At 55.9% G+C, this 26,034-nt stretch carries 21 protein-coding genes; 14 read left to right on the forward strand and 7 right to left on the reverse strand.

All coding sequences use genetic code 11. From position 1 onward, the window contains the following. The first annotated feature begins 94 nt into the window (after positions 1-94). From kdsA to V3C19_RS11885, 8 genes are all read left to right on the forward strand, one after another. On the forward strand, positions 95-913 hold the full coding sequence (gene kdsA / locus V3C19_RS11850) for a 3-deoxy-8-phosphooctulonate synthase (RefSeq protein ID WP_295932285.1): 819 nt from the start codon (positions 95-97) through the stop codon (positions 911-913). Beyond that, positions 907-1,386 (forward strand): hypothetical protein, encoded by a 480-nt coding sequence (locus tag V3C19_RS11855; protein WP_295932282.1) that lies wholly within the window; start codon positions 907-909, stop codon positions 1,384-1,386. The genes kdsA and V3C19_RS11855 overlap by 7 nt, the downstream gene beginning before the upstream one ends. 12 nt (positions 1,387-1,398) lie before the next feature. Continuing rightward, on the forward strand, positions 1,399-2,331 hold the full coding sequence (locus V3C19_RS11860) for a hypothetical protein (protein ID WP_130084284.1): 933 nt from the start codon (positions 1,399-1,401) through the stop codon (positions 2,329-2,331). Further along, positions 2,328-3,074: an LPS export ABC transporter ATP-binding protein gene (gene lptB / locus V3C19_RS11865; RefSeq protein WP_130084283.1), complete on the forward strand. Its 747-nt coding sequence runs from the start codon at positions 2,328-2,330 to the stop codon at positions 3,072-3,074. Before V3C19_RS11860 ends, lptB begins: the two co-directional genes overlap by 4 nt. 23 nt (positions 3,075-3,097) lie before the next feature. Further along, positions 3,098-3,982, forward strand: coding sequence for a haloacid dehalogenase-like hydrolase (locus tag V3C19_RS11870; RefSeq protein ID WP_295932280.1), 885 nt, complete (start codon positions 3,098-3,100; stop codon positions 3,980-3,982). Between the two features lie 32 nt (positions 3,983-4,014). Beyond that, positions 4,015-5,397, forward strand: a complete 1,383-nt coding sequence (mpl, locus tag V3C19_RS11875; RefSeq protein ID WP_130084281.1) for a UDP-N-acetylmuramate:L-alanyl-gamma-D-glutamyl-meso-diaminopimelate ligase — start codon at positions 4,015-4,017, stop codon at positions 5,395-5,397. Positions 5,398-5,418: 21 nt separating this feature from the next. After that, a complete protein-coding gene (locus V3C19_RS11880) occupies positions 5,419-6,738 on the forward strand; it encodes an OmpA family protein (protein WP_295932271.1) in 1,320 nt (439 codons plus the stop codon). Positions 6,739-6,814: 76 nt separating this feature from the next. After that, a complete protein-coding gene (locus V3C19_RS11885) occupies positions 6,815-8,824 on the forward strand; it encodes an ATP-dependent helicase (protein ID WP_295932268.1) in 2,010 nt (669 codons plus the stop codon). 12 nt (positions 8,825-8,836) lie between these two features. On the opposite strand, the gene V3C19_RS11890 is transcribed toward V3C19_RS11885, so the two are convergent. Beyond that, positions 8,837-11,434, reverse strand: a complete 2,598-nt coding sequence (locus V3C19_RS11890; RefSeq protein ID WP_295932266.1) for a hypothetical protein — start codon at positions 11,432-11,434, stop codon at positions 8,837-8,839. A gap of 343 nt (positions 11,435-11,777) precedes the next feature. Between V3C19_RS11890 and V3C19_RS11895 the strand changes: the two genes are divergently transcribed. Next, positions 11,778-14,939: an autotransporter domain-containing protein gene (locus V3C19_RS11895; RefSeq protein WP_295932263.1), complete on the forward strand. Its 3,162-nt coding sequence runs from the start codon at positions 11,778-11,780 to the stop codon at positions 14,937-14,939. Between the two features lie 355 nt (positions 14,940-15,294). Next, complete coding sequence (locus V3C19_RS11900; RefSeq protein ID WP_130084277.1) at positions 15,295-16,038, forward strand: PEP-CTERM sorting domain-containing protein; 744 nt, start codon at positions 15,295-15,297, stop codon at positions 16,036-16,038. 162 nt (positions 16,039-16,200) lie between these two features. On the opposite strand, the gene asnS is transcribed toward V3C19_RS11900, so the two are convergent. Together asnS and V3C19_RS11910 are read right to left on the reverse strand one after the other, a co-directional pair. Next, a complete protein-coding gene (gene asnS / locus V3C19_RS11905; RefSeq protein ID WP_192907208.1) occupies positions 16,201-17,568 on the reverse strand; it encodes an asparagine--tRNA ligase in 1,368 nt (455 codons plus the stop codon). A 104-nt stretch (positions 17,569-17,672) separates the two neighbouring features. Then, entirely contained in the window at positions 17,673-18,878 is a 1,206-nt protein-coding gene (locus V3C19_RS11910; protein ID WP_161981380.1) for a C39 family peptidase, read from the reverse strand. On the opposite strand from V3C19_RS11910, the gene V3C19_RS11915 reads away from it, so the two are divergent. Further along, complete coding sequence (locus V3C19_RS11915) at positions 18,877-19,146, forward strand: hypothetical protein (protein WP_161981379.1); 270 nt, start codon at positions 18,877-18,879, stop codon at positions 19,144-19,146. The two genes, V3C19_RS11910 and V3C19_RS11915, sit on opposite strands and share 2 nt — an antisense overlap. A 234-nt stretch (positions 19,147-19,380) precedes the next feature. On the opposite strand, the gene V3C19_RS11920 is transcribed toward V3C19_RS11915, so the two are convergent. From V3C19_RS11920 to V3C19_RS11935, 4 genes are all read right to left on the reverse strand, one after another. Continuing rightward, positions 19,381-19,983, reverse strand: a complete 603-nt coding sequence (locus tag V3C19_RS11920) for a hypothetical protein (RefSeq protein WP_295932260.1) — start codon at positions 19,981-19,983, stop codon at positions 19,381-19,383. A gap of 481 nt (positions 19,984-20,464) precedes the next feature. Beyond that, positions 20,465-20,905 (reverse strand): hypothetical protein, encoded by a 441-nt coding sequence (locus V3C19_RS11925; protein WP_130084273.1) that lies wholly within the window; start codon positions 20,903-20,905, stop codon positions 20,465-20,467. A 756-nt stretch (positions 20,906-21,661) separates the two neighbouring features. Continuing rightward, entirely contained in the window at positions 21,662-21,979 is a 318-nt protein-coding gene (trxA, locus tag V3C19_RS11930) for a thioredoxin (RefSeq protein WP_067572089.1), read from the reverse strand. Positions 21,980-22,017: 38 nt separating this feature from the next. Further along, complete coding sequence (locus V3C19_RS11935; protein WP_130084272.1) at positions 22,018-22,713, reverse strand: hypothetical protein; 696 nt, start codon at positions 22,711-22,713, stop codon at positions 22,018-22,020. A 189-nt stretch (positions 22,714-22,902) separates the two neighbouring features. On the opposite strand from V3C19_RS11935, the gene V3C19_RS11940 reads away from it, so the two are divergent. Genes V3C19_RS11940 through V3C19_RS11950 form a run of 3 tightly spaced genes read left to right on the forward strand, consistent with a single transcriptional unit; the run spans position 22,903 to position 26,033 of the window. Beyond that, complete coding sequence (locus V3C19_RS11940) at positions 22,903-23,583, forward strand: hypothetical protein (RefSeq protein WP_130084271.1); 681 nt, start codon at positions 22,903-22,905, stop codon at positions 23,581-23,583. 27 nt (positions 23,584-23,610) lie between these two features. After that, positions 23,611-24,795: a hypothetical protein gene (locus V3C19_RS11945; RefSeq protein ID WP_130084270.1), complete on the forward strand. Its 1,185-nt coding sequence runs from the start codon at positions 23,611-23,613 to the stop codon at positions 24,793-24,795. Between the two features lie 14 nt (positions 24,796-24,809). Then, on the forward strand, positions 24,810-26,033 hold the full coding sequence (locus tag V3C19_RS11950) for a prenyltransferase/squalene oxidase repeat-containing protein (protein ID WP_130084269.1): 1,224 nt from the start codon (positions 24,810-24,812) through the stop codon (positions 26,031-26,033). Position 26,034 lies beyond the last annotated feature (1 nt).

A 26,034-nucleotide genomic window follows, 5' to 3' on the forward strand; every position in this document is an offset into this window, starting at 1 on the left:
CCCCGGAGGCCGAATCTCCCGCCGGAGGCAGGATAGCGGCTTGACCGGAGAGGCCGGAACAGTCATGATAGAGGGACATACAGGTTTCCGTCTTATGTCGTTTTATATTCAATCCGTTGAAATCGGCGGCCCCCGGCCGTTCTACCTTCTGGGCCCCTGCTCCCTGGAATGCGAATCCTTTGTCTGGGAAATGGCCCGCTCTATCAAGTCCATCGCTGAAAAGATGGCCGTGCCGCTGATTTTCAAGGCATCCTACGACAAGGCCAACCGCACCTCCGTCACCTCCTTCCGCGGACCGGGCGTGAAGGAAGGCTGCCGCATCCTGGCGGAAATAGGGAAAGAACTCAATCTCCCCATTGTCACGGACGTTCACACCGCACAGGAAGCGGAGATAGCCTCCGAATACGTGGATCTGCTCCAGATTCCCGCCTTCCTGTGCCGCCAGACGGACCTGCTGGAGGCGTGCGCCAAAAGCGGACGCGCCGTGAACATCAAGAAAGGCCAGTTCCTGGCCCCCTGGGATACGGTAAATATCGCGGAAAAGATGAGAGCTTTCGGCTGCGACAGGTTCATGATGTGCGAACGCGGCACCACCTTCGGCTACAACAACCTGGTGGTGGACATGCGGTCCCTGTACTGGATGAAGAAGGAAGGCTTCCCCGTGGTGTTTGACGCCACGCACGCCGTCCAGCGTCCCGGCGGGCTGGGCGGGACAACGGGCGGAGACAGCGAGCTGGCTCCCGTTCTGGCTTCCGCCGCCATGGCAACAGGCAGCGTTGACGGCGTGTTCATGGAAGTGCACAAGAACCCGTCCAAGGCGCTTTCCGACGGTCCCAACCAGATTCCCCTCCACCTGCTTGAAGGCGTGCTGAAACGCCTCCAGGCCATTCATCAGGCAGTCCGTTCATGCTGAAACCATTATCCACATGTGCGCTGGCGTCCTTCATGTTCTGCATGACGGTCTCCGCAGACACGGTCCTGCCGGCAGAAACTCCACTGGCCGGGGTGGATAAGAAAATGCCCATGCTGGAACTTCTCCCCGTGGGCAGTACGCTGACCAAAATCAGCATGACCGAATACGAAGGGCCGCGTCTTTCCCTGCTGCTGACCGCCTCCAGCATGACGATGGTCGCTCCCCAGCAAGCCGCGGGAAAAACCCTGAACATCTACCTGTATGGGAAAAACAGCCAGGTTACACACCTGTTTTCCGGTGACGCCTCCTACTTCCTGGACAGGAAACTGGTTGTCTCACACGCGAAAACCACCATCCGGGATGAGAATTTCTCCGCCACGGGCGCAGGGCTTTATCTGGATACGGAAACCAGACGGGGTATCCTGCTGGGTCCCGGCAAGACCATCCTTCACGTAAAAAATCTCAATAAGTAACGTCACCTTACCATGATCCGAATTCTCACCCTGCTGGCTTTGGCCGGAGGCCTTGCCTCCGGCGCATCCGACATTCCGTCTCACATCGTTCAGCCGTTGCCCCAGGAGCTGGACCCCATGCTCGAACCCGCCTTCCAGCCCCCGGCAGACATCGTGCGTCCCCTGACTGCGGAAGAAACGGCTCAAAGGGAAAAAGACCTGGCCCCCATCCCTTCCGCCCCCCTGACGGAAGACGGAGAGAAAGCCCTTTCCGTCTCCAATGCCCAGGACGCGGAAGTGGACGAACAAATCAACGGATTCCGGCAGAAATACAATGTCTCTATTCATGCCACCCCCGCGGAAGTCACGGCCGCACCCGCCGATTCCGGGATGGAGAAAACCGACAAGGAGACCCCCACGGAAATAACGTACGATGACGGCCTGTATTTTGACATGAAAGAGGGGGTGCTGGTGTACATGAAAAACGTGCATGTTCGCAATCCGGAATTTTCCCTGGACTGCACTGGCCCTTTGAAAATCTATATGCAGTATGTAGAAAAGAAGGGCAAGAAAAAGCCTTCCGACCGCAAGAAGGAAGAAGGAAAGGAAATTGACAAATCCGGGCCCGTGCTGCCCAATGACGGCAACTTCGATTTCAATTCCATCAAAAAAGTCACGGCCTCCGGCAACGTAGTGCTGCGTTATACGGATAAAGACGGAAACCTCTGCACGGCAAAAGCGGAAAAGGCCACTTACGATGCCAATACCGGGGAAATCATTCTTGCGGGCAACTATCCCTCCCTTTCCCGCGGCGGTTCCTTCTTCAAGAGCGACGCCAGGGACGGCTTCATCCGCGTTTACGGGAATGGAAATGTTTACATTCCAAAGGGAGGCAAATCCTCCTTCCGGGATCTGGACAAGCAGCTCTCCGAACGGAAACAACAAAAAACCGCCCGCAAGCCGTGACCGACTCTTCCTCCCACTATCTGCTGAACGCCGAAGGAATCTGCAAAACATACAAGACCCGGACCGTCGTGGACCAGGTCAGCCTGAACGTGGGCCACGGGGAAATCGTGGGGCTGCTGGGACCGAACGGAGCAGGCAAGACCACCTCCTTTTACATGGTGGCGGGGCTGGTGCGGCCGGATGCAGGCCGTGTGATATTCGCCGGAGAAGACATCACGGAATTGCCGATGAACCTGCGCGCCAGGCGCGGCATGGGCTACCTGCCGCAGGAGGAATCCATCTTCCGCCGGCTTTCCGTGGAAGACAACCTTATGGCCATCCTCCAAACGCGCAAGGACATGACCGCCAAACAGCAGAAGGACCGAGCCCAGGAACTGATGGACCGCTTCGGCATCGCCAAGCTGCGCCGTTCCATGGCCATCCAGCTTTCCGGAGGGGAAAAGCGCCGCCTGACCATAGCCCGCGCCCTGGCGACGAACCCTAAACTGCTGATGCTGGACGAACCGTTCAGCGGCGTGGACCCCATCGCCGTTTCCGACATCCAGAAAATCGTCATGGAACTGAGCGACAGGGACGGGCTTTCCATCCTGATTACAGACCATAACGTGCGGGAAACTCTGCACATCGTGGACCGCGCCTACATTCTGTTTGAAGGAAAAGTGATCAAGCATGGCTCTTCCGAGGAAATCGCCAACGACCCCATCGCCCGCAAACAGTACCTGGGCGACCAGTTCCGCATGTAACCGCACATTCCGCTTCATTTTCCATGTCCGTTCCCCAAAACACGATCGCCCTTGTTTTCGACTATGACCAGACGCTGAGTCCGTCCTACATGCAGGACCAGGCCATTTTCCCGGAATTCGGCATCTCCCCTGAGGAATTCTGGACCAGGTGCAACGCCACCGGAGAACGGGAAGGATGGGACGGAGAGCTGATCTACATGAAAAGCCTGCTGGACGCCCTTTCCCTGGACCGCGTCAGCAATGCGCGGCTGACCCAGCTCGGAGAGCGCCTTACCTTCTATCCCGGACTGCCGGATTTTTTTGAATCGTTCCCGTCCATGACCCTGTCCCCCCTCCACGCGGACCTGGGCATCAACATTGAATACTACATCATTTCTTCCGGATTGAAGGCCCTGATTGACGGGTCCGCCCTGCGCCCCTACTTCAAAGCCGTCTTCGGCTGCGAATTCAGCGAGGTCAACGGCCACATCGATTTTCCCAAGCGGGTCATCTCCCATACCACGAAGACACAGTACCTTTTCCGCATCAATAAGGGAATGCTGGACTACGACCAGGACGTCAACGACCATATGCCGGAAGACATGCGCCCGGTCCCCTTCGCCAACATGATCTACATCGGGGACGGTCCTACGGACGTTCCCTGCTTCACCGTCATGCGCAGAAACGGCGGCCACGCCGTAGCCGTCTACAACCCGGAAGACAAGACCGGCCGCAGTTTCCGCAAATGCTACAACCTGGCTTCCAATTCCGACCGCGTGAACTTCATCGCCCCGGCGGACTACAGGCCCGGCAGCCATCTGACCCGCGTGCTGGGCGGCATGGTCACGGACATCGCCAACGGCATCGTGCGCCGCCGGGACCGGGCCCTGGCGGACTCCTGCGTCTCCGCACCCTCCTTTTCCAAATAAAACGCATCCAGCGCACCCATTCCTTACCTGACATGAACAAACATTTTCATTTTCTGGGCATCTGCGGCACCGCCATGGGGGCCGTAGCCGCCGCCATGGCGCGCCGGGGCTATACCGTCACCGGATCCGATGCCAACGTGTATCCCCCCATGTCCACCTTTCTGGAACAGGAAGGCATCACGCTGTTTGAGGGCTACAGGGCCTCCAACATCCCGGCGGAAGCGGACGTCATCGTCATCGGCAACGCCATGAGCCGCGGCAACGAGGAAGTGGAAGCCGTGCTCCAGCGCCGCCTGCGCTACCTTTCCCTGCCGGAAACGATGAAGGAATACTTCCTGCGCGGCAAGCGCAACTACGTAGTGACCGGAACGCACGGCAAAACCACCACGACCTCCATGCTCGCGTGGCTGATGGAGGACTCCGGAATGAACCCCAGCTTCATGATCGGCGGCATCGCCCGCAACCTGGGCCGCGGCGGCCGCTTCACGGATTCCGACTTTTCCGTGCTGGAAGGGGACGAATACGACACGGCCTTCTTCGACAAGCGTTCCAAATTTCTGCACTACCTCCCGGAACTCGTAGTCATCAACAATATTGAGTTCGACCACGCGGACATTTACAACTCGCTGGAGGAAATCAAGCTCAGCTTCAGGCGCCTGACCCAGATCATCCCCCGCAACGGGCTGGCGCTGGTCAACGCAGACGATCCCAACTGCCTGGACGTGGCGAAGGGCGCGCCCTGCCCCGTCAAGACGCTGGGCTTTTCAGACAGTTCCAACATCCGCATCCTGGACGTGGAAACCTCCACGGACGGCAGCCTTTTCACGCTGGAAGGCACCCGCTATTACGTACCCATGATCGGGGAATTCAACATCCGCAACGCGGCCATGGCCATCGCGGCCGCCCAGTTCGCGGGGCTGAGCGTCAAGCAGCTTGCGGGTTCCCTGGCCCGGTTTGAGGGCGTCGCGCGCCGGCAGGAAGTCAAGGGAGTTGTGAACGGCATTTCCGTCGTGGACGACTTCGCGCACCACCCCACGGCCATCAAACAGGCCATCCTGGGCCTGCGCCAGCGTTATCCAGAAGCCCGCATCTGGGCCGTTTTCGAACCGCGCTCCAACACCACGCGCCGCAATATCTTCCAGAACGAACTGGCCCTGGCGCTCGCCACGGCGGACTTCCCCGTGGTCGCCGCCGTGGACCATCCGGACAAGGTGACACTGGCGGACCGCCTGGACCTGCATAAACTTTCCGGCGACCTGGCCGCGCTGGGCAAGGATGCCCTGATTGGCGGGCATGCGCAGGAAATCGTAGCCGCCGTCTGCAAGAAAGCCCAGCCGGGAGACGTTATTCTGGTTATGAGCAACGGCGGCTTTGAAGGCATCCATTCCAAACTTCTGGAGGCTTTGCAAGACTGACCCCTTCACCATTCTCCGCCAATGAAAAACGCATCCACCATCACCGCTTTCATCATCAGCTTCCTGGTCGTGGGCAGCCTGGCCCTGGTCTTCCTGTTCATGAATCGCCAGGAGGAAGAACCCGGACATACTTCCCCAGCGGCAACTACGGAAGAGCCGGCGCGCCAGACCGTGACGCCCCAGCCTACCGTGGACCCGCTCACCAGGGACGACATTGAAAAGCAGACTTCCACCCCGGCAACGCTGGTCAACCTCAGCTCCCCCCAGACGCTGGCGCAGGCCATTGCCAAAGTAATCCAGGACAGGGACCTGAACACGCTAAAGGCCCTGGAAGTGCAACAGGCCGTTACGGAGGCCCAGAGCCGGACCATCCGGGAACTCATGGAGGCGCGCCACGTGCGCCTGTCCTCCCCCGGCATCACCAGCATCGGCGCCAACAACCAGGGCACCAATCCCACCGCCAGATATACACTCAACTTCAGCAGCGGCGCGCGCGGCTACCTGGACATGAAGCGCAACGACAAACAGCAGTGGACGCTGGACACCCTCACCCTCCCCAGCAAGCAGGATCTGGCCAAGGACAAGGCGGCCCCCATGGTCATGAATGACCCAATGGGCATCGTTAGCTCCTTCATGGACGCCGTGGCCAAGGCGGACTTCCGCGGAGCCCGGAAATTCGTGGACGGCTCCAAAGTACAGGACGCTACCGTGGCGGGCCTGTGCATTCTGTTTGAAGAAGGCACCTTCCGCCTGCGAGACGATGCCCCCATTAAAACCGCCTATGAGGCGGACACCAATGCGGGGTTCTTCGTGCATCTGCAGGACGCCCAGGGCCGGAAAGCCGGCAATGTGGGCCTGACCGTAGCGAAAACGGACGGCCAATGGCTTATTGCGGAAGCCTCCCTGGACAGCATGCTGGAAGCCTACACCAAGCGGCAGGGCGCCGGGGACGATTTCTTCATCCCCATCGTGAAAAACCCGCAGGGCGGAGATTCTCTGGCCCTGTTCTTCGGCTTCAATGAAGACGCGCTCTCCAAACGTTCCGCACGCCAGCTCCAGATTGTGGCGGAAGCCATCAAGATGGACGGCGGTAAAAAGCTGGAAATCAGCGGCCATACGGACGACGTGGGCAGCGAACGCTACAACCTGGGACTTTCCGAACGCCGGGCCGCCGCCGTGAAGGCGCAGCTCATTGAATTCGGGGTGCCGGCGGACCGGATCGTCACCAAGGGATTTGGCAAATCCCAGCCGCGCCGTACTTATCCCACCAATGCGAACGAAGAGGAACGCGACGAGGCCCGCAAGGAAAACCGCCGCGCAGAAATGTACCTGGATTTTTAAAAACGGCTGGAGAATGGAAGATTCACCACCCAAAATTCCCAGTCGCTACCATCCGACCGCCAGCCGCTGAAACTACATGGCCCGCCGCTACGTCATCAAGCAGGATTCCGCTCCTTCCGCCCCCATTTCCGGGATCGACTACCACGCGACCCTGAATGAAGAGCAGTATGCCGCCGTTTCCTCGGCACCGGGGGCGGCGCTCGTCATTGCAGGCGCGGGTTCCGGAAAGACGCGGACGCTTACCTACCGCGTGGCATGGCTTCTGGACCACGGCACGGACCCTTGGAACATCCTGCTGCTCACCTTCACCAACAAGGCCGCCAGGGAAATGACGGAGCGCGTGCGTGCCCTGATTCCCATCGACCTCTCACGCCTGTGGAGCGGCACCTTCCATTCCATCGCAAACCGCATTCTACGCCAGCATGCGGACTACCTGGGCTATACGCCGGCCTTCACGATCATGGACTCGGACGACCGCAAATCCATGATCAAAAACATCGTGAAGACCCTCAAGCTGGACGAAAAATCCTCCCGCTTCCCGAAGCCGGAAGTGCTCTCATCCCTTTTCAGCTTGGCGGACAATGAAGGCGCCGGCATTCAGGAAACGCTGGAAAACGCCTATCCCTACCTCTCCAACCATCTGGACGCCATTCTGGACGTGCATGAACAGTACGTCCTCCGCAAGCAGGAAACCAACAGCATGGACTTTGACGACCTGCTGCTCAACGTCGTGCGCCTCTTCCAGGAACAGGAGCACCTGCGCGCCCTGTACGGCGCGCGCTTCCACCACATCCTGGTGGACGAATACCAGGATACCAACTACCTCCAGAGCCGCTTCATCGACATGCTGGCCCGGGAGCACGGCCAGCTCATGGTCGTGGGAGACGATGCCCAGAGCATCTATTCCTGGCGCGGCGCGGACATGGAGAACATCCTCAGCTTCACGACGCGCTACCCGTCGGCGAAAACCTTCAAGATAGAAACCAACTACCGCAGCGTGCCGGAAATCCTGGAACTTTCCAATGCGGCCATTGCCGCCAACGAGATGCAGATTGAAAAACGCCTGCGTTCCGTGCGCCCCACCGGGGAAATGCCGCCCGCCCTCGTGCCGCTCAACGACGACCGGATGCAGGCCAAATTTATCTCCCAGCGCATCCGGGACCTTGTTGAAGAAGGAACGGACCCCAATGAAATAGCCGTGCTCTACCGGGCGCACTTCCACAGCATGGAATTGCAGATGGAACTGACGCGCAGTGAAATACCCTTCCGCATCACCAGCGGCATCAGGTTCTTCGAGCAGGCGCACATCAAGGACGTGGTGGCCTTTATGCGCTTCGTCGTCAATCCGCGGGACGAGCTGTCCTTCCGCCGCATGGTCATGCTCCTGCCCGGCATCGGCCCCGGTATGGCGCAAAAACTCTGGGCGCGCTGGGCCGCATGCCCGGAAAGCAGGGCGGAAACGCCTCCGGAATCCTTCTCCGCCCTGATGATGGAATTCCCGGTTCCCGCCAAATCCAAGCCGGGATGGATGCAGCTCTGCTATACGCTGGACGAGCTGGCTCCCGGCGGGAAAACAGCCAATCCGGCCTCCATGCTCGTCTCCATCAATGAAGCGGTTTACGACGAGTACATGCAGTCCGCCTTTGAAAACTACGACCAGCGCAGGCAGGACCTTCTGCACCTGGCCGGGTTTTCCGAAAGGTTCGACTCCGCGGAAGATTTCCTGTCCCAGCTTTCCCTGCTGGGCAATACGGATGATGAAAGCGCGGCGGCCGACCTTTCCGGCGGGGCGGTCACCCTATCCACCATTCACCAGGCCAAGGGGCTGGAATGGTCCGTCGTCTTCCTGATCGGCCTGTGCGACGGCATGTTCCCGCACCAGCGCGTCATTGATGACGGCGACCTGGCCGGGCTGGAGGAAGAACGCCGCCTGTTCTACGTGGGCATCACCCGCGCCAAGGACCAGCTTTACCTGACCTATCCGCGCTGGAACTGCCGCGCCCAGGGAGGCACCTTCATGCAGATGCCTTCCCGCTTTCTGGACGAAGTCCCCGCCGCGCTGGTGGAGGAATGGGAGGTGGAATAATCCGCAAGGCCCTCATTCCTTCTCTGTCAAACGTTCTTCCACCTCTTGCATGAATTGGCCGCTCATCCCGGCATTGCGGAGAAGCTGGCGGATTTCCTCCGCATCCTCCGGCCCTTTGCCATATCCGTAACGGATATGTGAAAAAAAGTCTGTACGCACTTTGTCCCGGATCAGATCCAGCTCCAGTTCCATGCGCCGCAAGGGAGGCAGCTCATTATTCCATCGCCCCCCCCATTGGGAAACGGGCTTTCTCTGCATATCTACCAGTTCCTGCGGACGAAAGCGGGAGGCCACCCTGAGCAGGTTCAAATAAGTTTCCGTCTTTCTCCGCCGGTCAACAGGAAGTTCCTTCCCGAGTTCCCAATCACGCGTGATATCATCCAGGCTGACACAGGCGGTGTGTAAATCGTCCATCTGCCCCTCTTTTTCAAATGTTACAAGTTTTTCATGAAAAAGCTCTTCCTTCTTATCCAGCCTTTGTTGAAACAGAGTGGCTATGGCTGTTTCCAAAGGGCACCCTTCAGAACGTTCCAGGATATATCTCCACGCTAAAAATCCTTCCTGATTATCCGCGATGGAGGTGCTTACAGCTTCCATAACAGCTGCCTGGAAAGACGAGCCAAAACCCTCTTTCCCGGAATTCCCGCTCTTGTGCATGGCTTTCAACAAAGAAAATTGGAGACCCAGCTTTTCTACAAGACACCCATAAGGAGAGTTGCAGTATATTTTCTCATGTTCCACCCATTCGTCAATGGCGGCTGCTATCCGTTCCGGACTGCCCTTTCCCTTTTCTCTTAATTGATCAAGATCTTCACGCAAATTGCGGCCGTCAAACCGATGTTTGAAATACATCAGGAATTCGGGTTCCGCGCCCATTCCTTCCGCAAGCTTCAAAAATTTCTGCTGTGTTTCCCTGGATTTTTCGTACTCCGATTCCACCTTGTAGCTCAGATCTGAAAATATTTCCGCGTGCAGACCGTACAGCAATTCCTGGGCGCCTTCGTCATACTCTTCTTTCAGACCCTCCCCCGGTATTTTAAATACCAAATTCACCTCCTCCCGCCTCTCATGGGAAGGATCCAGGCGTTTTTCCAAAATGAAAAGCAGGCGCAGCCAAGAGGCTGTTTTGAAATTCAGTATTTCCAAGATATTCTTATGCCGCTGATAATCATGATGCAGTAAAGACTCAATCAACCGGTCTGCCTTTTCCAAACCTCCTCTGGAAAAATTCTCGTCCAGAAGCAGAAGGCTGTCTTCAATCCTTTTCTTTTCCATCTCCAGAATACGCTGGCATTCGTCATGAATGTACGAGGCGCGGGCCTTCAATCCATAGGCCGCCAGCCACCATCTGGCCTCCTGCAAATAGAAACGGGAATCGCCGCACGTGCACCTGATGTTCTCCATCATTTTTTCTTCCAGATCCTGTGTTACCAAGGAGCCGTCCGGCCACGACGTTTCCGTGGCGACGATGTGGTTAAGCCGCAGCCAGCGTTCCAACTGGAAAAAGGTGGATGACTCCTTTCCCCACAATACTTTCCGGCATTGTTGAAATGCTCCGATCAAAGCATCCGCGTCCTGCATGTCCTTCCTGTCTTTCGTTTGTGAAAAACGGTCAATCGCTTCATCAATATCCTTGCGCGCGCAGGCATCCCGCAGATTGTCCCTGAAATCGTCATTCATCCCCAACATTTCCGCCGTGTGCAACAAAGCCTGCCTGGATGCCTGGTCCATGAACTCGACAGATTCAATCCGCGTAAAAACGTTCCAATAGGCATCCGTCAGCTTATCCTGCACCTTTTTCTTCAGGTCAGCTCCACGGCTTTTCCTGATATTTTCCCGGCGGGCAATCAGATACTGCCTGCGGGATTCCGGCTCATGGAGACTGTCCGGAGCCTGACCGGAAAAGGCCATGCCGTCCTTCCCCACAGGAGGTGGCGGATCAATGTTGCTGAATGCGACATCCTCCTCCAGAAAAAGGGGATCCCGGGCATATTCCAGAAAATGCATGTATTGCAGGCAGCTTATCATTTCCCGCAGCTTTTCTTCCGGCGCAGGCTTGTCCAGGCAATTGAAGTCTTTGTCCGGCATCCAGCTCACATCCGTCTGCGTCCAATTCTGGAGAAAGGTGAAAAATTCCTTCTCCACTCCTTCCGCAAGGGCCAAAAGCTCCTTTCGTTCTTCCGGGGATGGCTTGCCGGAATACGCGGAGCGGATATAGTCCATGACGGCCACCCTGGTCTGAAAACGAAGCACCCGGAGTCCGGACTGGATATAGTCGTAAAGATAGGCGCTTCCCACCTTGGCGGGAACAGGGCGCGGGACTTTTTCCGGCAGGTTTTTTTCCCCTTTTCCCGTCAGAATACGGTACATTCTCGGAAGATAGCTGGCATCCACGGACTCTGTGATCATCCGGAAAAGGCGGAAGTAGTTCTGAAGCTTGTACCTCCGGATTTCCGGCGCCGCATTCCCCTGCCCGTCACGGTCGTCCAGACCTTCCAGCTCCTCCAGCACCTTGTCCAGATGACCGGGCACCATCGACTGGTCAAACAGGCTCATATTTTCCTCGATGGCCTGTGTGGCCCGTACATGCGCCGCACATTCCCTCCCCATGCAGACATTTTTAATTGAACACACCAAAAGAGAGCCCGTAAAAAATGCCACCAATACACATATAATTTTCATAATCAATAGTATAGTTGTTTTGTAAAGAAATCTTCATCTGTTCCGGGTTAAAATGACTTTCTTTTTGGGGCTATCATGAAAACATCGTCATGAATGACACATGATAAATATAAATGCAATCATTTCATTGTTAAATATTTTAAACACCCGTTCCAACAAAACCCTCCTTGTCATCCTCCTGAACATGCGCTCGCAGGGATCATCTAAAATGCTGGACGCCGTGATTGTCACGAATGCGTAACCACCTAATCATTAAACAAATAAAAAAAGCATGAAATTAAGACTCCCACAGATGTTGCTGGCAGCCGTCATCGCCTGCCTCGGCAGCTTCTCAGTTGCCACAGCGGCTGACTACACTGCAAACAGCGCCGATTCGCTGGTGACAGCCTGGAACCAGGCTGCCGCTTCCAATGAAGCGTCAACCATCACCATCACCGTTCCTGCCGATTCAGACAACATTACGCTGACCCAGGAACAGAAGGCCCAGCTGGCGGCCATCTCCGGTACGGGAAGCATCACCGTCCAGATGACTGATGCAAGCGGCAAACTGGTCAATTTCAATTACGACCTGGTCAACGAACAGGTCAAATTCAACGACATTACGCTGAGCGAACCTGCGGACAGCGCCAATGAAATCGTTGTCACCAACGCCTCGAACACCACCATTGACGGCCGGAACATTTCCATCGTGGGATCTGAAGACCCCAGGGCTCCCAAGGTTTTCGGCACGGCCATCAAATCCACGAACGGCCAGGTGAACGTCGGCGACAACGTTGCCATTGATCAGACCATCACGGTAGAAGGCGTAGCCACCACTACGCAGGATCCGGCGACTCCTCCCACAGGCCAGGCCTATACGAAAACGACTTCTTCCTCTTATCAGGACTCCAATGAAGTAGCCGTACAACTGGGTGACAATGTGTCCCTGCAGGGTGCCGTCACGGCAACCGGACAAATCACCAGCGACCCTGATTCCAAGATTACGCTGAACGGAGACGTGACCTCCAACGCGGGAATCGGTTCCGTAACGACGGAAGGATTTGACGCTTCCAATACCCAGACGAGCAAAACCGTCACGCAATCCATGGACAACAGCGTTTCCGGAGGCATCGTGCTTGGTGAAACGGCTGCGGGAGCCATCACGATCAAAGCCAACGGCGGACAAATCTCCCTGGGAGATAACACCATTCTGAACGGAACCACCGTTCAGGCAGATTCTGCTGACCTGACCAAAACCGTTTACAACAATACGGACAACTCCTGGGGTACCGTAGAAGGTACTCCCGAAGTGCTGGATACCATCGAAGGCAGCATTGCCCTCGGCCAGAATACTACGGTTAAGGAAAATGCCACGCTGACGGCTGACGACGACATCGCCATCGGGGAAAATAGCCTGATCTCCGGCAATTCCGCCGCTGACGGCATCGTAACGGCAGGTGGAGAAATCACTCTCGGCAACGGTACGCAAGTACTGAACAACACCGCCACCAACGCCGACAAGTCCGCTATCAACCTGGCGGACGGCCAAACGCTGAACATCGGTTCCAACACCGTTCTTTCCGGCAATACGGCCAACGGCGTAAGCGGTTCCGTTCATGCGGGCGTAAACACCCAGATCAACGTATTCACGGACGCCGGCGCCTACACCTACATCAGTGACGGCATCGCTACCGCGGCTCCCACCGCATCCGCTGCGGACGCAGTTTCACGGGCCGCCGACCAGGCCGCCGTGATGACCAAGACCGGAGCCGGCACCCTTGTGTACGGCGGCACGGGCGCCACGGATACCTTCGGAGGCACCTACCAGCAGCTTGAAGGCAACCTGATTATCGGGAACGCCACCTTCGGCACGCCGGACGCCACCACCGGAAGAGTTGCAGGTCCTGAATCCATCAACTCCGCCGTCATGGGCACGGACACCACCGTATATGACATCCGGACCGGCAGCGTGACTCTGGCCCAGGATTCCACGATGAAGGGGGCTTCCGCCACTTTCAGCGGTGATTCCACCCTGCTTCTGAGCGACGGATCCGTTCTCGACTTCGGCACCCCGGCCACCTTCACGGACGATTCCCGCGTGGGCATCCAGGTTTCCGACTCCGAAGGCAATTCAGTTCCGATCTCCCAACTCAAAAAGGGTACGGAAAGCGTAACGGTGACGCTGAACGGCACGGATATTTCCGGCCGTCTGCAGAATGGCCTGTTCCTGACCACCACCATGGCTCCCGGAACGGTTGACGGCACCACTACCATCACCCAGAACATGAGGGGCATTGACGGTGTCATGTCCGGTTACAACGGCAACGTTTACACCACGGCCGTCGGTCTGGAAAACAACCGTCTGAACGCGGCCGCAGGTTCTCCCGCCGCCGAGTTCTACGAAGAACTGTTCCGGGCGACAAATGCCGACCAGGCTGCCCACATGATTCAGTCCGTGAGCGGTGAAAACATCGTGAACTTCACCTGGGCTGCAAGCCGCACCCTGAGAAGCTTCGCCGACCTGGGCCGCATCCAATCCGCCGCCTCCATGGCGCGCCAGACGGAAGACACCATTGAAGTGGTGGACGCCAAGGGCTCTCCCATCGCCCGCAAGACGATTGCCAGGGGCAACGGCAATATCTGGGTAGGCGGCATGGGTATCTGGGACGACCAGGACGCCCGCGGAGGAGTTTCCGGCTACAAGTACAATGCCGGCGGCTATGCCGTGGGTATCGACTACAAGGCCGCACAGGGTTCCCTGATCGGTATCGCAGCCGGCCAGAGCTTCGGCGACATCAAGGACAAGTCGAACTTCGGTTCCGACTATGACGTCGACTCCTTCCTGGCCATGATCTACGGACGCATGCATCCCTTCAGGGAAAGCAAGTTCACCCTGGACGGCTACGGCGCCTACGGACGCTCCAAGTTCAAGGGCAATTCCTACATCATGGGTTCCGATCTCAACGGCAACGTCAATTCCGACACCTTCAGCGGCGGCCTGTACGCCACGTGGACGGAACGCTTCGCCCTCGGAAAGGCCTACGTGACACCCTACACCGGGATTGAATTCATGACTTCCGAGCTCAAGGGATTCTCCGAAAGCGGTCCTTATGGACGCACCTTCGACCACGCCCGGGCCCAGAACTGGACCATTCCGGCCGGCATCACCATCGCCCGCGCCTATCAGACGGACGGCGGCACCACCATCACCCCGGCCCTGACGGTAGCCGTGGCCCAGGATGTAAGCCGCATGAATCCCAAATCCAATGTCACCGGGCCTCTGGGCGCATGGAACGTACGCGGCGTCAACATGGGCCGCACCGCATTCCGCCTGAACGCCGGCATTGACGTGCTCTTCTCCAGCAACTGGGGAGCCCGCGTCTGCTATCAGTTCGAGACCCGCAACAAGCTGACCGCCCACGGCATCAACGGCGCCATCAGCTACACTTTCTAAGTACGACGGCGTTTCAACGCATGCTTTTACTTGGTTATGGTAGGCCCTTTCCCGCCTTGTGCGGGAAAGGGTTTTTCCATGCCCGCGCATCCACTTTTTCATGTTCCTGCTCTTTGTATGTTGCAAAGAAGATAAAATATTGTTTCCTGCGGATTCTCAATCCGGCGTCAATTCAAATATTTTTTAAAGAACCCTTTAAAAGAAAACATTCCTGCTTTTAAAAACAAATGAAGGAAGTTTTCAATAAGCTTTTTTTAATTTATAATATGCTCCAAATAAATGTTTAACAATTAACTTAACTATAAAGCCGGATTGAGAATCCGTTACATCCGCCCCGTTGAACTATTTATTGGAAATGAAATTATCTGCATTTTGTGTTTTCTGCTGCATGCTGGGCGGTATCTCCCAGGCAGCCACCTATATCTGGAGCGGAGCGGCCAACAACGGGATTTACGGAGATTCCGGCAACTGGACGGTAAACGGTTCCCCGAACGGCTATTATCCCCAGCACAGCGCCAATGACGATGCCGTCATCGGGCAGAATGCGGGCACCATTACCTGGTCAGACAGCGAGGCTTTTTTCGGAGCCACCAACACCATCCAGATCGGTTCCGGAAGTACATTGGTCTGCAGTCCGGCCAAGGGGGATCTCAATGTCAATTCCATCACCCTGGAAGGCAATGCCCATCTGGTTTTTGAATCAACGAACGCTTTTGGGTTGGGCCGCGACTTTACTCTCAACTTCGGAACGTTTACCGCCTCGGAACACGGTTCCTGGACCGCTACTGACATCACCAATTTCTGGGTCAATCACCACTCCGTCCATTTCACCGGAACGCTGGACATGAACAGCCTGACCGGAAGCGGTACCATTGAGCTGGCCAGCATTAAATCCGACCAGTGGGACGGTCCCCTGACACTGGATCTGAGCGGCCTGAACATTGCCAGCACCTCTCAGGTACAGGCAAACGTCACCCAGATCACTGAAAACGGCGTTACCAAGGTAATTATCAATTATGAAACCGTCCCTGAACCCGCCACTTTTTCCCTGGGCATTCTGGGGTTGGGAGGCTTGCTCTTGAGACGCAGAAGAAAATAACCACCGTTTCCCGGCAATCCATTTTGCCCGGCTTTTCCCCAGGGAAAGCCGGGCTTTTGATTTTCTCCACTCCGCGGAAAGACCGTTTACCCTATAAAAAAGGGGACTGCAGGTCCATATGCTTCACGGCCGGAAACGGCGGCACGGCCTGCCGCCTGAACGTTAAAACTCGCAATTCCGCGGCGTGCGGGCAAACGGCAGCACGTCCCGGATGTTCGTTACGCCCGTGATGAACATCAGCAGGCGTTCAAACCCGGCTCCGAATCCGGCGTGGGGAACGGAACCGTAACGGCGCAAGTCGGCATACCAGCGGTAGGCTTCCTCGTTCATGCCCTGCCGCTTCATGTTTTCCAGCAGAATGTCCAGCCGTTCCTCGCGCTGGCTTCCCCCCACGATTTCGCCGATTCCGGGAACCAGCACATCCATGGCGGTGACGGTCCTGCCGTCGTCATTGAGACGCATGTAGAAAGGTTTGATCTCCTTGGGATAATCGTACACGATGACCGGGCTCTTGAAATGTTCCTCCGTCAGGAAGCGTTCATGCTCGCTCTGCAGGTTGATTCCCCAGGAGACCGGAAAATCAAATGTTCTCCCGCTCTTGAGAAGAATGTCCACGGCTTCCGTATAGGAACAACGCACGAACGGCGTATCCTTCACGTGCTCTAGGCGCTCCCGCAGACCCTTGTCCACAAACCGGTTCAGGAATTCGATCTCTTCCGCGCTGTTCTCCAGGGCGTCACGGACCAGCTCCCGGACAAATGCCTCCGCCATGTCCATGTCCCCGCGCAGGTCGCAAAAAGCCATTTCCGGCTCCACCATCCAGAACTCCGCCGCATGGCGCGTAGTGTTGGAATTTTCCGCCCGGAACGTGGGGCCGAACGTATAAATATTGCTCAGGGCACAGGCAAAAGCCTCCCCTTCCAACTGTCCGCTCACGGTCAGATAAGCCGCTTTCCCGAAGAAATCCCGGGCGGCGTCGCGGGAGGCGGCATCACCCACGTCCAGCGTTGTTACGCGGAACATTTCTCCCGCCCCTTCACAATCGCTGGCGGTAATGATGGGCGTACTGACCCAGACAAAGTCCCTGGACTGAAAAAACCGGTGGATGGATGCAGCCAGACGGCTGCGCATGCGGAACACCGCGCCGAACAGGTTGGTGCGAGGGCGCAAATGGGCGATGGAACGCAGAAACTCCGGCGTGTGCCCTTTCTTCTGCAGAGGGTAGGATTCCGGAGCGGCGCCGACCAGCTCCAGGGAAGAAGCGCGCAATTCCCAGCGCTGCTTTCCCTGCCCGGCTACCAGGGCGCCGCGGATGCTCACCGCGGCCCCGGTCGTCATCTCTGCAATCCGTTCATAGCCGCGGATGCCCGCATCCGCCACCACCTGGAGGGAGGCCACGCTGGAGCCGTCATTGATCTCCAGAAAGGAAAACGCCTTGGAATCCCGGCGCGTACGCACCCAGCCCTGCACCAGCATGTCCGGAATCTCCGCTTCACTGGACAGGGCGTGTTTTACCAATGTTCTGCTGATCATGGCGCAAGTATAATACGCTCCTGCCCGCAAGCCAGCCAGAAGTGCCCCGGAAAGGGAAATATTCTGCGATTCTTTCGTCAGGCTATAAAAGCCTTCCGTACTTATTTGGACGGCTGCAGGACCTGGCGTCCCGTCGTGATAGCGATGGCGTCAGCCACGGGCATTTCTTTCTCTGTATGCTCCGCGCCCCATGAATCGGAAAAAATGACCGTTTTCTTTTCCTCATCAAAGCCAATGATCAGGCGCAGGTGGCCGCCGCGGGTCTGGGACAGCCTCTTGGGCTCCGGCACGATGCCCAGCTGCACGGACCAGAGAACGGGAATACCCGCAGTAATATAGGGGCGGATGGAATTGATCCATTTGTCCACCTGGCTCTGGGAACCCGCCCGCGCCAGTTTAAGCACTTCACCGTCCGCATTGTCCCAGAAGGCCGGCCAGCTCGTCTGGCTGTCCACTTTCTCCTTCTTCAGCTTGGAAGCCGCCCGGTTGTAGGATTTCAATATATTATTGAAATCACGGTAATCCGTCAGGGAATCCAGAACACGGATCCTGATTTGGAACCGCGCTCCTATTTTCTTCAGGTTTTCCGCCATTTCAGCAGTGCTTGTTCCTCCGGAAGCGGACGTATTGCCCAAGGAGGCCAGTTCGTGCTGATCCACATAATCCATTCCATAATAAGCGAACACACGGGCGGCAGTAGCCACCACGCAGTAGCCTTTCTGTCCCTGGTCCACCATGGGGATGTCCTGAATCACGATGCGCTTCCCTTCCTTCTTCACATGCTGCTTGATGTCCGCCTTTTTCGCGCGGGAGGACGTGTCCGCCCGGGCGATGGAAGCTTCCGTAGGCCCTACTTTCAGACGGATGAATTCCGCCTCGAACTCCCGGCCCTCACGCGACGAGTTGGCCTCCACCACGGCGGCTCCCTTGTCCCATACCCAGGACCAGCCGTTCACCTTCACCACGGCTTCACGGCGGGAGGCGCGGTATTCCTTGGACTTCACGCCGGTGAGGGTGTCCAGGGCCGCCTTGACACGCTCCAGGCGCGCTTCAAACTCATCCCGGTCAATCGCCCCGTTGTCCCCCTTGTTGTAAATCATGACGGTCATGGATTGGGGTGTATTATCCTTCCAGTTCACCAAAGTCTCTCCCAGGGAAATTTCCCCTATCTTGATCCGGGGCCTGGCCATGCGGAGCTGGGTTTTCTCCTTGTCCACCCAGCCGCCCGCTTCTCCATTAAAATACTTGCCGAACAAGTCCTCCCTGGACGAACTCCAGAAGGAACCGGACTTCAAATCCGGAGCCATGTCACCGCCTGCCAAAGCAGCGGACAGCAGGCAGCAACTCGTGAATACGGACAAAAAGAAAGAAATGAATTTCATGGCGTCAGGGATGTTGAAAGGCAACTCCACCCAGTGGAATTTATTCTTCAATGTATGTCGCAATGCTCCTCATGCCAAGCAAAAAGGAATGAAGCAAGCGGGTGCGTCACCGCCGGACAGGAACAAGTTTCGCAACGGCCTGCATCCCCGCAGACGGCCCGATATACATTGTCTGCCGGATTCATCCATTTAAACCCGCCTGTCCGTTAAAATCCCGGTTCTCCCCATCCTCTCCGGGAATGCCTCTTGACCGAAAAGGACTGGAAAACCTGAAACACGCATAGAAAAGGCTGGATCAACAATTCCTGGAATACAGCCCTCAAGCAACCCCGCGGTTCCTGAGAAAGAACTTTACAAGATTCTATATCTAATAATCTCCAACTCCGGCTCCCCAACCTTACCCCGGGAGAAACACCGCCCACATGAACTAGTCCGAACGCGCAAAATACGGGATAAACCCCTCCATGATTTTCTTAACAATTTCCTCATGATCCTCAAAAGTGGTGCCATTGCGAAATAAAAATGTGAGAGTTTGATAGCTCGCATTCCAGCCTTCCTTTCGATACAGATAAAGTGCGCACACTCTCTTGTCCGTTTCACTGTAAAAAAGATCGTAATGCTTTGTTCTAATAATTTTAGTTATCGGTCTGTGAGTGAAAAGGTCAGCCAGTATGACCTCCCTCGGGGTCTCAAAACCGCGCGGGACGTAAAAGTCCTCGGTTATAAATCCGTAGGTGCTGGCCCTGACTTCCAATGATTTTTTCTCATCATGCAAAACAAGGGTGTACAGGTTTCCCTCCGGAATGCGAACATCTCTTCCTATATCGGGACTAAATGATATTCCACTGGCGGGATCAATGGTGAAACTGCTTGGATAACTGATGATGAAGCACCGGGCAAAACGCCCCCGTTCTTCTCCTTTTCCGAAAGTCGTCCATTTGCCGGGGAGTTCAGCATCTCCAGCAGCGATGCAATTCCCCAGTCCCAAAAACAGTGCTACGGGAACAAGAAGAAATTTGATCGGCTTCATAGCAATAAAAACGGATAAAATGAAAATTCATTTCTTCCCATTCATTTATAATTCTTCATTTTGTATTATATATTCCTGAATATTCAGGAGATTTCAATTTACATTAGTTGAAACTGCTTTAAAAATAACAAAACGAATCCCCTTGCTGATAAAAAACAATAATACAAACAACAATAATCCTGCAAGCAACCCGTATGCTATTCCATGGACCAAACATAGTGTAAGCGTAATTAAAACAACAGGAACACTGCCGAAGATGATAGCTATGATATTAAAAATGAGCGATATTTCCGAATCTTTCGCGATGGCGGAAAGAAACAAGGGGATCAAGTACAATATAAAAAATAAAAATATTAAAGGCATGGCTTCAATTTCTTAAGAAAAAATAAAAATATACGTTACGCGAAATAAATTTTATAAATGGTGCGACCGATATGATTTTCGAATAAGAAGCGGGGTTATTTCCTGTTTTATCCATTTTTCATAAATGATAAAACATACTCTGGGATGGAGACTTTTCCGTACTGATGATAACTTTAATAAATTTATTCTCCTCATTAATTTCCATATCAATGGTGGGAGAAGCTCCGATGTATATCCACAAATTATAAAATTCTTTTTCTATCGTCCCGTCATTAATGCGCCGTTTCAATTCTTGCCAGGCTTCAGGATTGCCTTCATTTTCAAAAGCCAATCCATATGACTTCGTGAATTTTTCCAGGGACCAGGTGCCGCCCAAAGTAGAGAAACGGCAGTGGTACTGATGGGAAACGGACGATAGAAACATACTTGAAATTGCCGCCGTATTAGCCATGGATCTTTGTCTGCTGTCCACCGTCTGCTGTTTAATATACAAGTAGGCTGCAAACAGCGCTGCGGCACCTAATAAAAATAAAATCATTATTTTTATTAATTTCTTCATATTAACTAAATTTATATATAATACAGAAGGAAGTCAAGGAAGATAATATCTTCCTTTTTTACCGATATATTGTTGCTTGCAAATGTTTTAGAAATTATTCCTACTATTCGTCATGAGATGTTTGTCTTGAAAAAATCAAATTAATGGATCATATGCAAATTTATGGATTTATTCCAGCCAATTCAACATATGGGATAAACAAATATCATGGTTCTGATAAGAACGAATATTGCTTTTCCCTATTTCTTATCGTCCGTCCATTCCCCCACAAGAATGGGAAACAAGCTGCAGGTACTGCATCCGGCAGCCAATATGCCTGACGGCTCTTTTTCCTTGATCTTCTTTCCGCAGGGTTTCTTTAAGAAAGGCCCTGCTGCCAGCTACGTACCGCTATGCAGGAATGAGGCGCGTCCGGAAGGACCAGAATATCCTCTCTGCTCAATTGTAAGGGAAACCGCTTGTTTTCACAAGAAACCCCGGCTGTGCCTACGAAATATAATCACATGGGAAACTAATAACCGGACACGAGAAATAAAGGATAACCACGCTTTTCCCGCCTTTTCAGGCACATGTTCTGCGCAAATTCTGTCTTGTCCCAAGTTTGTTTGCTAAAAACAAATTCTGCTTTTCCGGCAGATCAAGAGGCACCCCAAGCGCCATCCAGAAGAGGCAGAGGAAGCACCCCCGGATAAAAAATACGGCCTTCGGCAGGATTTTCCCACCGGAGGCCGGTATTAAATCAATAATCGCGAACGGTTACATGACCGGGCGCAGGCGCTGGAGAATGGCGTCCTTGGAAGTGGCGCCCACCATGGTGTCCATGATTTCTCCATCCTTGATGATCAAAAGAGTAGGAATGGTGCGCACGCCATAGGTAGCGGCCAGGCCGTTGTTGGCGTCCACATCCACTTTGCCCACCTTGACCTTGCCGGCAAGTTCCGTAGCCAACTGGTCAATGATCGGAGCGATCATGCGGCAGGGGCCGCACCATGTAGCCCAGAAGTCGACAAGCACAGGAATGTCAGACTTCAGGACTTCATCCTCAAAATTTGCTTCAGAAAATACGTTTGCCATAGTACCGCTTAGAGTATTTGGAGAACCGTTATGTTCACTTATTCTTCGTCGTCGGCGACATCGGAGGACGCATCATCAGCAGGGGCATCCGCAGCGGCTTCGTCAGACGTTTCAGACGCTTCCTCGGCGGCGGCGTCATCGGCAGACTCGTCGCTGGCGGCGGGAGCTGCGGCGGCAGGCTTTTCTTCACTGCCCAGCCAGCCCGTCATGCTGCGGGATTCCAACGTATCCGTAGCATACTGGTAACCGACGAATGCCAGGGCAAAAGCCAGGGCAACAAAGGAAAGAACATTCAGAAGGGTATTGGAGCCCTCCTCGGAGTCCTGTTCAAATTTTTTTGCCGTAAAGGAAGCGGAAGAAACGGGAGCCGCGGCGGGAGCCGTATTCAGGCCGATGGTGGCCTGCGGAAGCTGCGCGGTAGCCATCCCTGCACCGGGAGGAGCCAGGGGAACGGTAGGGGCCGCTGCTGCGGGAGCCACAGGAGTGGTGGCGGAGCCAAGGGCAACCGTCTTCAGGCCGCCGCCAAGCTTGATCCCTCCTCCCAGGCCGGCAGGGCGGAGAGGAATGGTAGGAGCGGCAGCTGCGGGCGGAGCAGCCGGCGCGGGTGCTCCGGACACGGGAGGCGCGGCAGGAGGTACGGGCGGCTGGGGTACGGAAGGCGCTGCCGGAGCCGGCGGAGGAGTGGGCGGCGGCGGAGTACCGCCCGGAATGGAGGGGGGTGGTGGATTACTCATATCGGAAAAAATAGCTGTGCTGAAAGATAGCTCTCGCTTATTTCCGTCCGTAAATCAAGAAAAAGAATGCGCAAAGTTCGTTTTCCATGCAATTTTTTTCAATTAGGCCCGTATTCCTCTCCAAACACGCTGTCCGGACTTGCCCTGAAAAGCGTTCTTCCCTACGCTGTCCGACCGGCATTATTTGATATGAAACCCATTACCAAACTAGCTTCCACACAATTGCCCGACGGCTCCATTCTTGAACTCTGGGAACGGGACGGCTTCCATTTTCTGCTCAGGGACGGCATGCAGACGGCTTCCAGTTTTTCCCACGGAAGCAATGAAACGGCGGCGGCCATTGCCACGGCGCCCGTCAAGAGGGCCAACCAGCCCTCCTTCCTTCTGGACGGCCTTGGCCTGGGCTTCACCCTGTTTTCCCTGATGGACCAGGTCCAGAGGGAAAAAGCCAGCTTCGTCGTGGCGGAACCGTGCAGGGAGCTGGTGGACTGGCACCGGGAATTTCTGGATGGGGAACGTCCCGGATTCCTGCATGATCCCCGCGTCAGCGTGGAATTTTCCACCGCTCTCCAGGTAGCCCGCAAGCAGCAGAAGGCCTTTCACGCCATTTTGTGCCGTTCCACGCACGACCGCATGAACCTGAGCGTAGCGGAAGCTTCCGATTATTTTGCCGCCCTCAAGCAGGGGGGCCTGCTGGTCATCACCGTAGCCCGTCCGGACACCCGGCTGGTGCGCACCCTGCAGAAAGCGGGCTTCGAAGTCAGCACGGAAGCGGTGCCCGCTTCACATAAAGGAAAGAAAACTACGTTTCACACCGTTATTCTTGGAAAGAAGGGGCGCTTCGTCCCATTCTCCGCACGCCAATCCTGATTCATCTCCGATTGCATACCATTGTATATGAAGCATACATCCCTTACCGCCACCGGCCTTCTCGCCGCTCTCCTCATGGGGGGAGCCGCCCTGGCCGACTCCATCGCTCCAGGCATTCTGCTGCCCAAAAAGAACACCAAGTCCATCTCCTTTGCCCCCAAGGGAAGTTCCGACATTTTCCTGATCGGCATCATGCCCCAGGGCAGCTCCGTCAAGAAGGGAGATTCCGTGGCCCAGGCGGATTTCCGTACGCTGGACAAGAGCATTGAAGATTACGAGCGGGCCATCAAGAGCAAGAATCTGGAAGTGCTGAAACTCCGTTACGCGCTGGACCAGCAGAAGGAGCGTTCCGCCATGAGCCTTCAGAAATTCCAGACGGCCCTGACGCGCACGGAGGAGGACCAGAAGGATTTCCTGGAAAAGCGCAAGGCCCGCATGCTGGCGGAAGAGGAGGAACGCGTCAACAAGGCCCTGCGCTACATGTCCTACAAGCAGGAGGAGTTGAACCAGCTCACCAAGATGTACAAGGACGACCAGGTGGCGGAAGAAACGGAGGAAATCATCCTGAAACGGCTGAAGAATGAACTCGGAGAAAGCGAGTTCGCCGTCCAGGGTGCCAAACTGGTCGCGGAACTGGCCAAGCTACGCAATATCCACCGCCTGGGCGAAGACTTCGCCACGGCCGTGAAGGAAAAGCAGACGGACCTGGCGGAAGCCCGCAAGCAGGCGGAATTCGACCTGGAACAGAAAAAAATAGCCCTTACGGAAGCGGAGGTGTCCCTGCGCCGCCTCCAGGACAAATACAACGAATTAAAAGCCGACCGCGAAATGGCCTCCTTCAAGGCTCCGGAAAACGGCATCCTGCTTTACGGAGGCTACGTGGCGGACAAATGGGTGGCCATTCCCGTGGCAGAAAAGCTCAAGCCCGGCGGCAAGCTGGAAGCCTTTGACAAAATAGCCACCATCGTTCCCCCGGACTCGGAACTGATCGTGCAGGCCACCCTTCCAGACTCCACCGCCACGCCTAAAGTGGGGGAAACCGTCGTCATCAAGGTGACGAACATGCAGATTCCCGGTGTCATCACGGAAGCCAGCCCCATTCCCGGAGCAGACGGCAAACGCCGCATCATCGTGACGCCCAAGGTTCCCGCCAGCCAGATATTCGCTCCCGGACTGCCCGTCCAGGTGACCATCAAGGATCAGCAGGCCTGATCTCTTTTCCGCGCATGAACAAGGCCGTCCTTTTCCTCTCCGTTCTGAGTGCCTGCACGGCGCTTGGCGCACCTGTGCCGACGGAAGGCGGGGAAAAAAGAGACACCATTCCCATTGAAAAGGTTCCGGACGTGGAGCCCCCCTCCCGGGAAACGCTGGACCAGTCCATACGCAGGGCGGCGGATTTCCTTCTGGCCAGCCAGAACAAGGACGGCTCCTGGGGAGACCACACGCGCACCAAGGGGCTGAATGTGATCTGCCCTTACCCGGAAGGCCCCAGGTCATTCAGGACCGCCTGCACGTCCCTGTGCGTCATCGGCCTGCTCGCCAGTCCGCTGAAGGATGAACCCGCCGTCAAGGGAGCCATTGACCGGGCCGTCCAGTACCTGCTTGCCACCCTTCCCCTGCTCAAGCGCGGAGACACGCGCACCGTCCTCGGCGTATGGGGTCATGCCTACGGCCTCTCCGCCCTGTGCCGCGCCGCTGAAAATCTGCCTGAGAACTCCCCGCAATACACGGAGCTCAAGAAAGTGGCCGCACTGCAGGTGGAGGCGCTGAACTGGATGGCGGACGTCAAAGGCGGCTGGGGCTACTACACCTTTAAAACTTTTTCCAGACGGCCGATGGGGGAACCCACCTCCTTCCTGACGGCTACGGTGCTGATTGCCTTCAAGGACGCCGAACGCGCATTCGGCCTCCAGGCCGACCCCCAGATTGTCAAGCGCGCCGTCGCCAGCCTGGAAAAACAGCGGACGCCGGCCGGGAGCTATGTGTATTCCATATCCCACATGTTTTATCCCGGCAGGCCCATCAACCGCCACACCGGCAGCCTGGCCCGCACCCCCGCCGGAGACCTGGCCCTGATCCAGTACGATCCGGCTTTTGTTTCCAGACGCCAGCTGGAAGACGGGCTGGAACGCATCTGGAGCCGCTCCGGGTGGCTCTCCCTGGCGGTGAAGAAACCCATCCCTCATGAAAGCTTCGCGCAAAATGCAGGCTATTTCTTCTACTACGGGTATTACTACGCCGCCCGCTGCCTTGACCAGGTACCCCGGGAACGGCTGCCGCGCCATGCAGCCCATCTGGCGGACGACATCCTGCCCATGCAGGAGAAGGACGGCTCCTGGTGGGACTATCCCCTCTACAATTATCACAAATTTTATGGCACCGGCTACGCCCTGTTCGCCGTTTCCCGGGTCCGGAGCGCGCTTTATCCCACCACCCCGCCCGCTTCCTGAC

This window comes from Akkermansia sp. AE01SA01, from assembly GCF_036417395.1.
In the GTDB taxonomy this organism is placed as follows: Bacteria; Verrucomicrobiota; Verrucomicrobiia; order Verrucomicrobiales; family Akkermansiaceae; genus Akkermansia.

What these genes read in the sequence shown, in the direction of transcription:
- kdsA (WP_295932285.1), top strand. Translation starts at nt 95, where the DNA reads ATGTCGTTTTATATTCAATCCGTTGAAATCGGCGGCCCCCGGCCGTTC.
- V3C19_RS11855 (WP_295932282.1), top strand. Translation starts at nt 907, where the DNA reads ATGCTGAAACCATTATCCACATGTGCGCTGGCGTCCTTCATGTTCTGC.
- V3C19_RS11860 (WP_130084284.1), top strand. Translation starts at nt 1,399, where the DNA reads ATGATCCGAATTCTCACCCTGCTGGCTTTGGCCGGAGGCCTTGCCTCC.
- V3C19_RS11870 (WP_295932280.1), top strand. Translation starts at nt 3,098, where the DNA reads ATGTCCGTTCCCCAAAACACGATCGCCCTTGTTTTCGACTATGACCAG.
- mpl (WP_130084281.1), top strand. Translation starts at nt 4,015, where the DNA reads ATGAACAAACATTTTCATTTTCTGGGCATCTGCGGCACCGCCATGGGG.
- V3C19_RS11880 (WP_295932271.1), top strand. Translation starts at nt 5,419, where the DNA reads ATGAAAAACGCATCCACCATCACCGCTTTCATCATCAGCTTCCTGGTC.
- V3C19_RS11885 (WP_295932268.1), top strand. Translation starts at nt 6,815, where the DNA reads ATGGCCCGCCGCTACGTCATCAAGCAGGATTCCGCTCCTTCCGCCCCC.
- V3C19_RS11890 (WP_295932266.1), bottom strand. Translation starts at nt 11,434, where the DNA reads ATGGGGAGGGAATGTGCGGCGCATGTACGGGCCACACAGGCCATCGAG.
- V3C19_RS11895 (WP_295932263.1), top strand. Translation starts at nt 11,778, where the DNA reads ATGAAATTAAGACTCCCACAGATGTTGCTGGCAGCCGTCATCGCCTGC.
- V3C19_RS11900 (WP_130084277.1), top strand. Translation starts at nt 15,295, where the DNA reads ATGAAATTATCTGCATTTTGTGTTTTCTGCTGCATGCTGGGCGGTATC.
- V3C19_RS11915 (WP_161981379.1), top strand. Translation starts at nt 18,877, where the DNA reads ATGTCACCGCCTGCCAAAGCAGCGGACAGCAGGCAGCAACTCGTGAAT.
- V3C19_RS11910 (WP_161981380.1), bottom strand. Translation starts at nt 18,878, where the DNA reads ATGGCTCCGGATTTGAAGTCCGGTTCCTTCTGGAGTTCGTCCAGGGAG.
- V3C19_RS11920 (WP_295932260.1), bottom strand. Translation starts at nt 19,983, where the DNA reads ATGAAGCCGATCAAATTTCTTCTTGTTCCCGTAGCACTGTTTTTGGGA.
- V3C19_RS11925 (WP_130084273.1), bottom strand. Translation starts at nt 20,905, where the DNA reads ATGAAGAAATTAATAAAAATAATGATTTTATTTTTATTAGGTGCCGCA.
- trxA (WP_067572089.1), bottom strand. Translation starts at nt 21,979, where the DNA reads ATGGCAAACGTATTTTCTGAAGCAAATTTTGAGGATGAAGTCCTGAAG.
- V3C19_RS11935 (WP_130084272.1), bottom strand. Translation starts at nt 22,713, where the DNA reads ATGAGTAATCCACCACCCCCCTCCATTCCGGGCGGTACTCCGCCGCCG.
- V3C19_RS11940 (WP_130084271.1), top strand. Translation starts at nt 22,903, where the DNA reads ATGAAACCCATTACCAAACTAGCTTCCACACAATTGCCCGACGGCTCC.
- V3C19_RS11945 (WP_130084270.1), top strand. Translation starts at nt 23,611, where the DNA reads ATGAAGCATACATCCCTTACCGCCACCGGCCTTCTCGCCGCTCTCCTC.
- V3C19_RS11950 (WP_130084269.1), top strand. Translation starts at nt 24,810, where the DNA reads ATGAACAAGGCCGTCCTTTTCCTCTCCGTTCTGAGTGCCTGCACGGCG.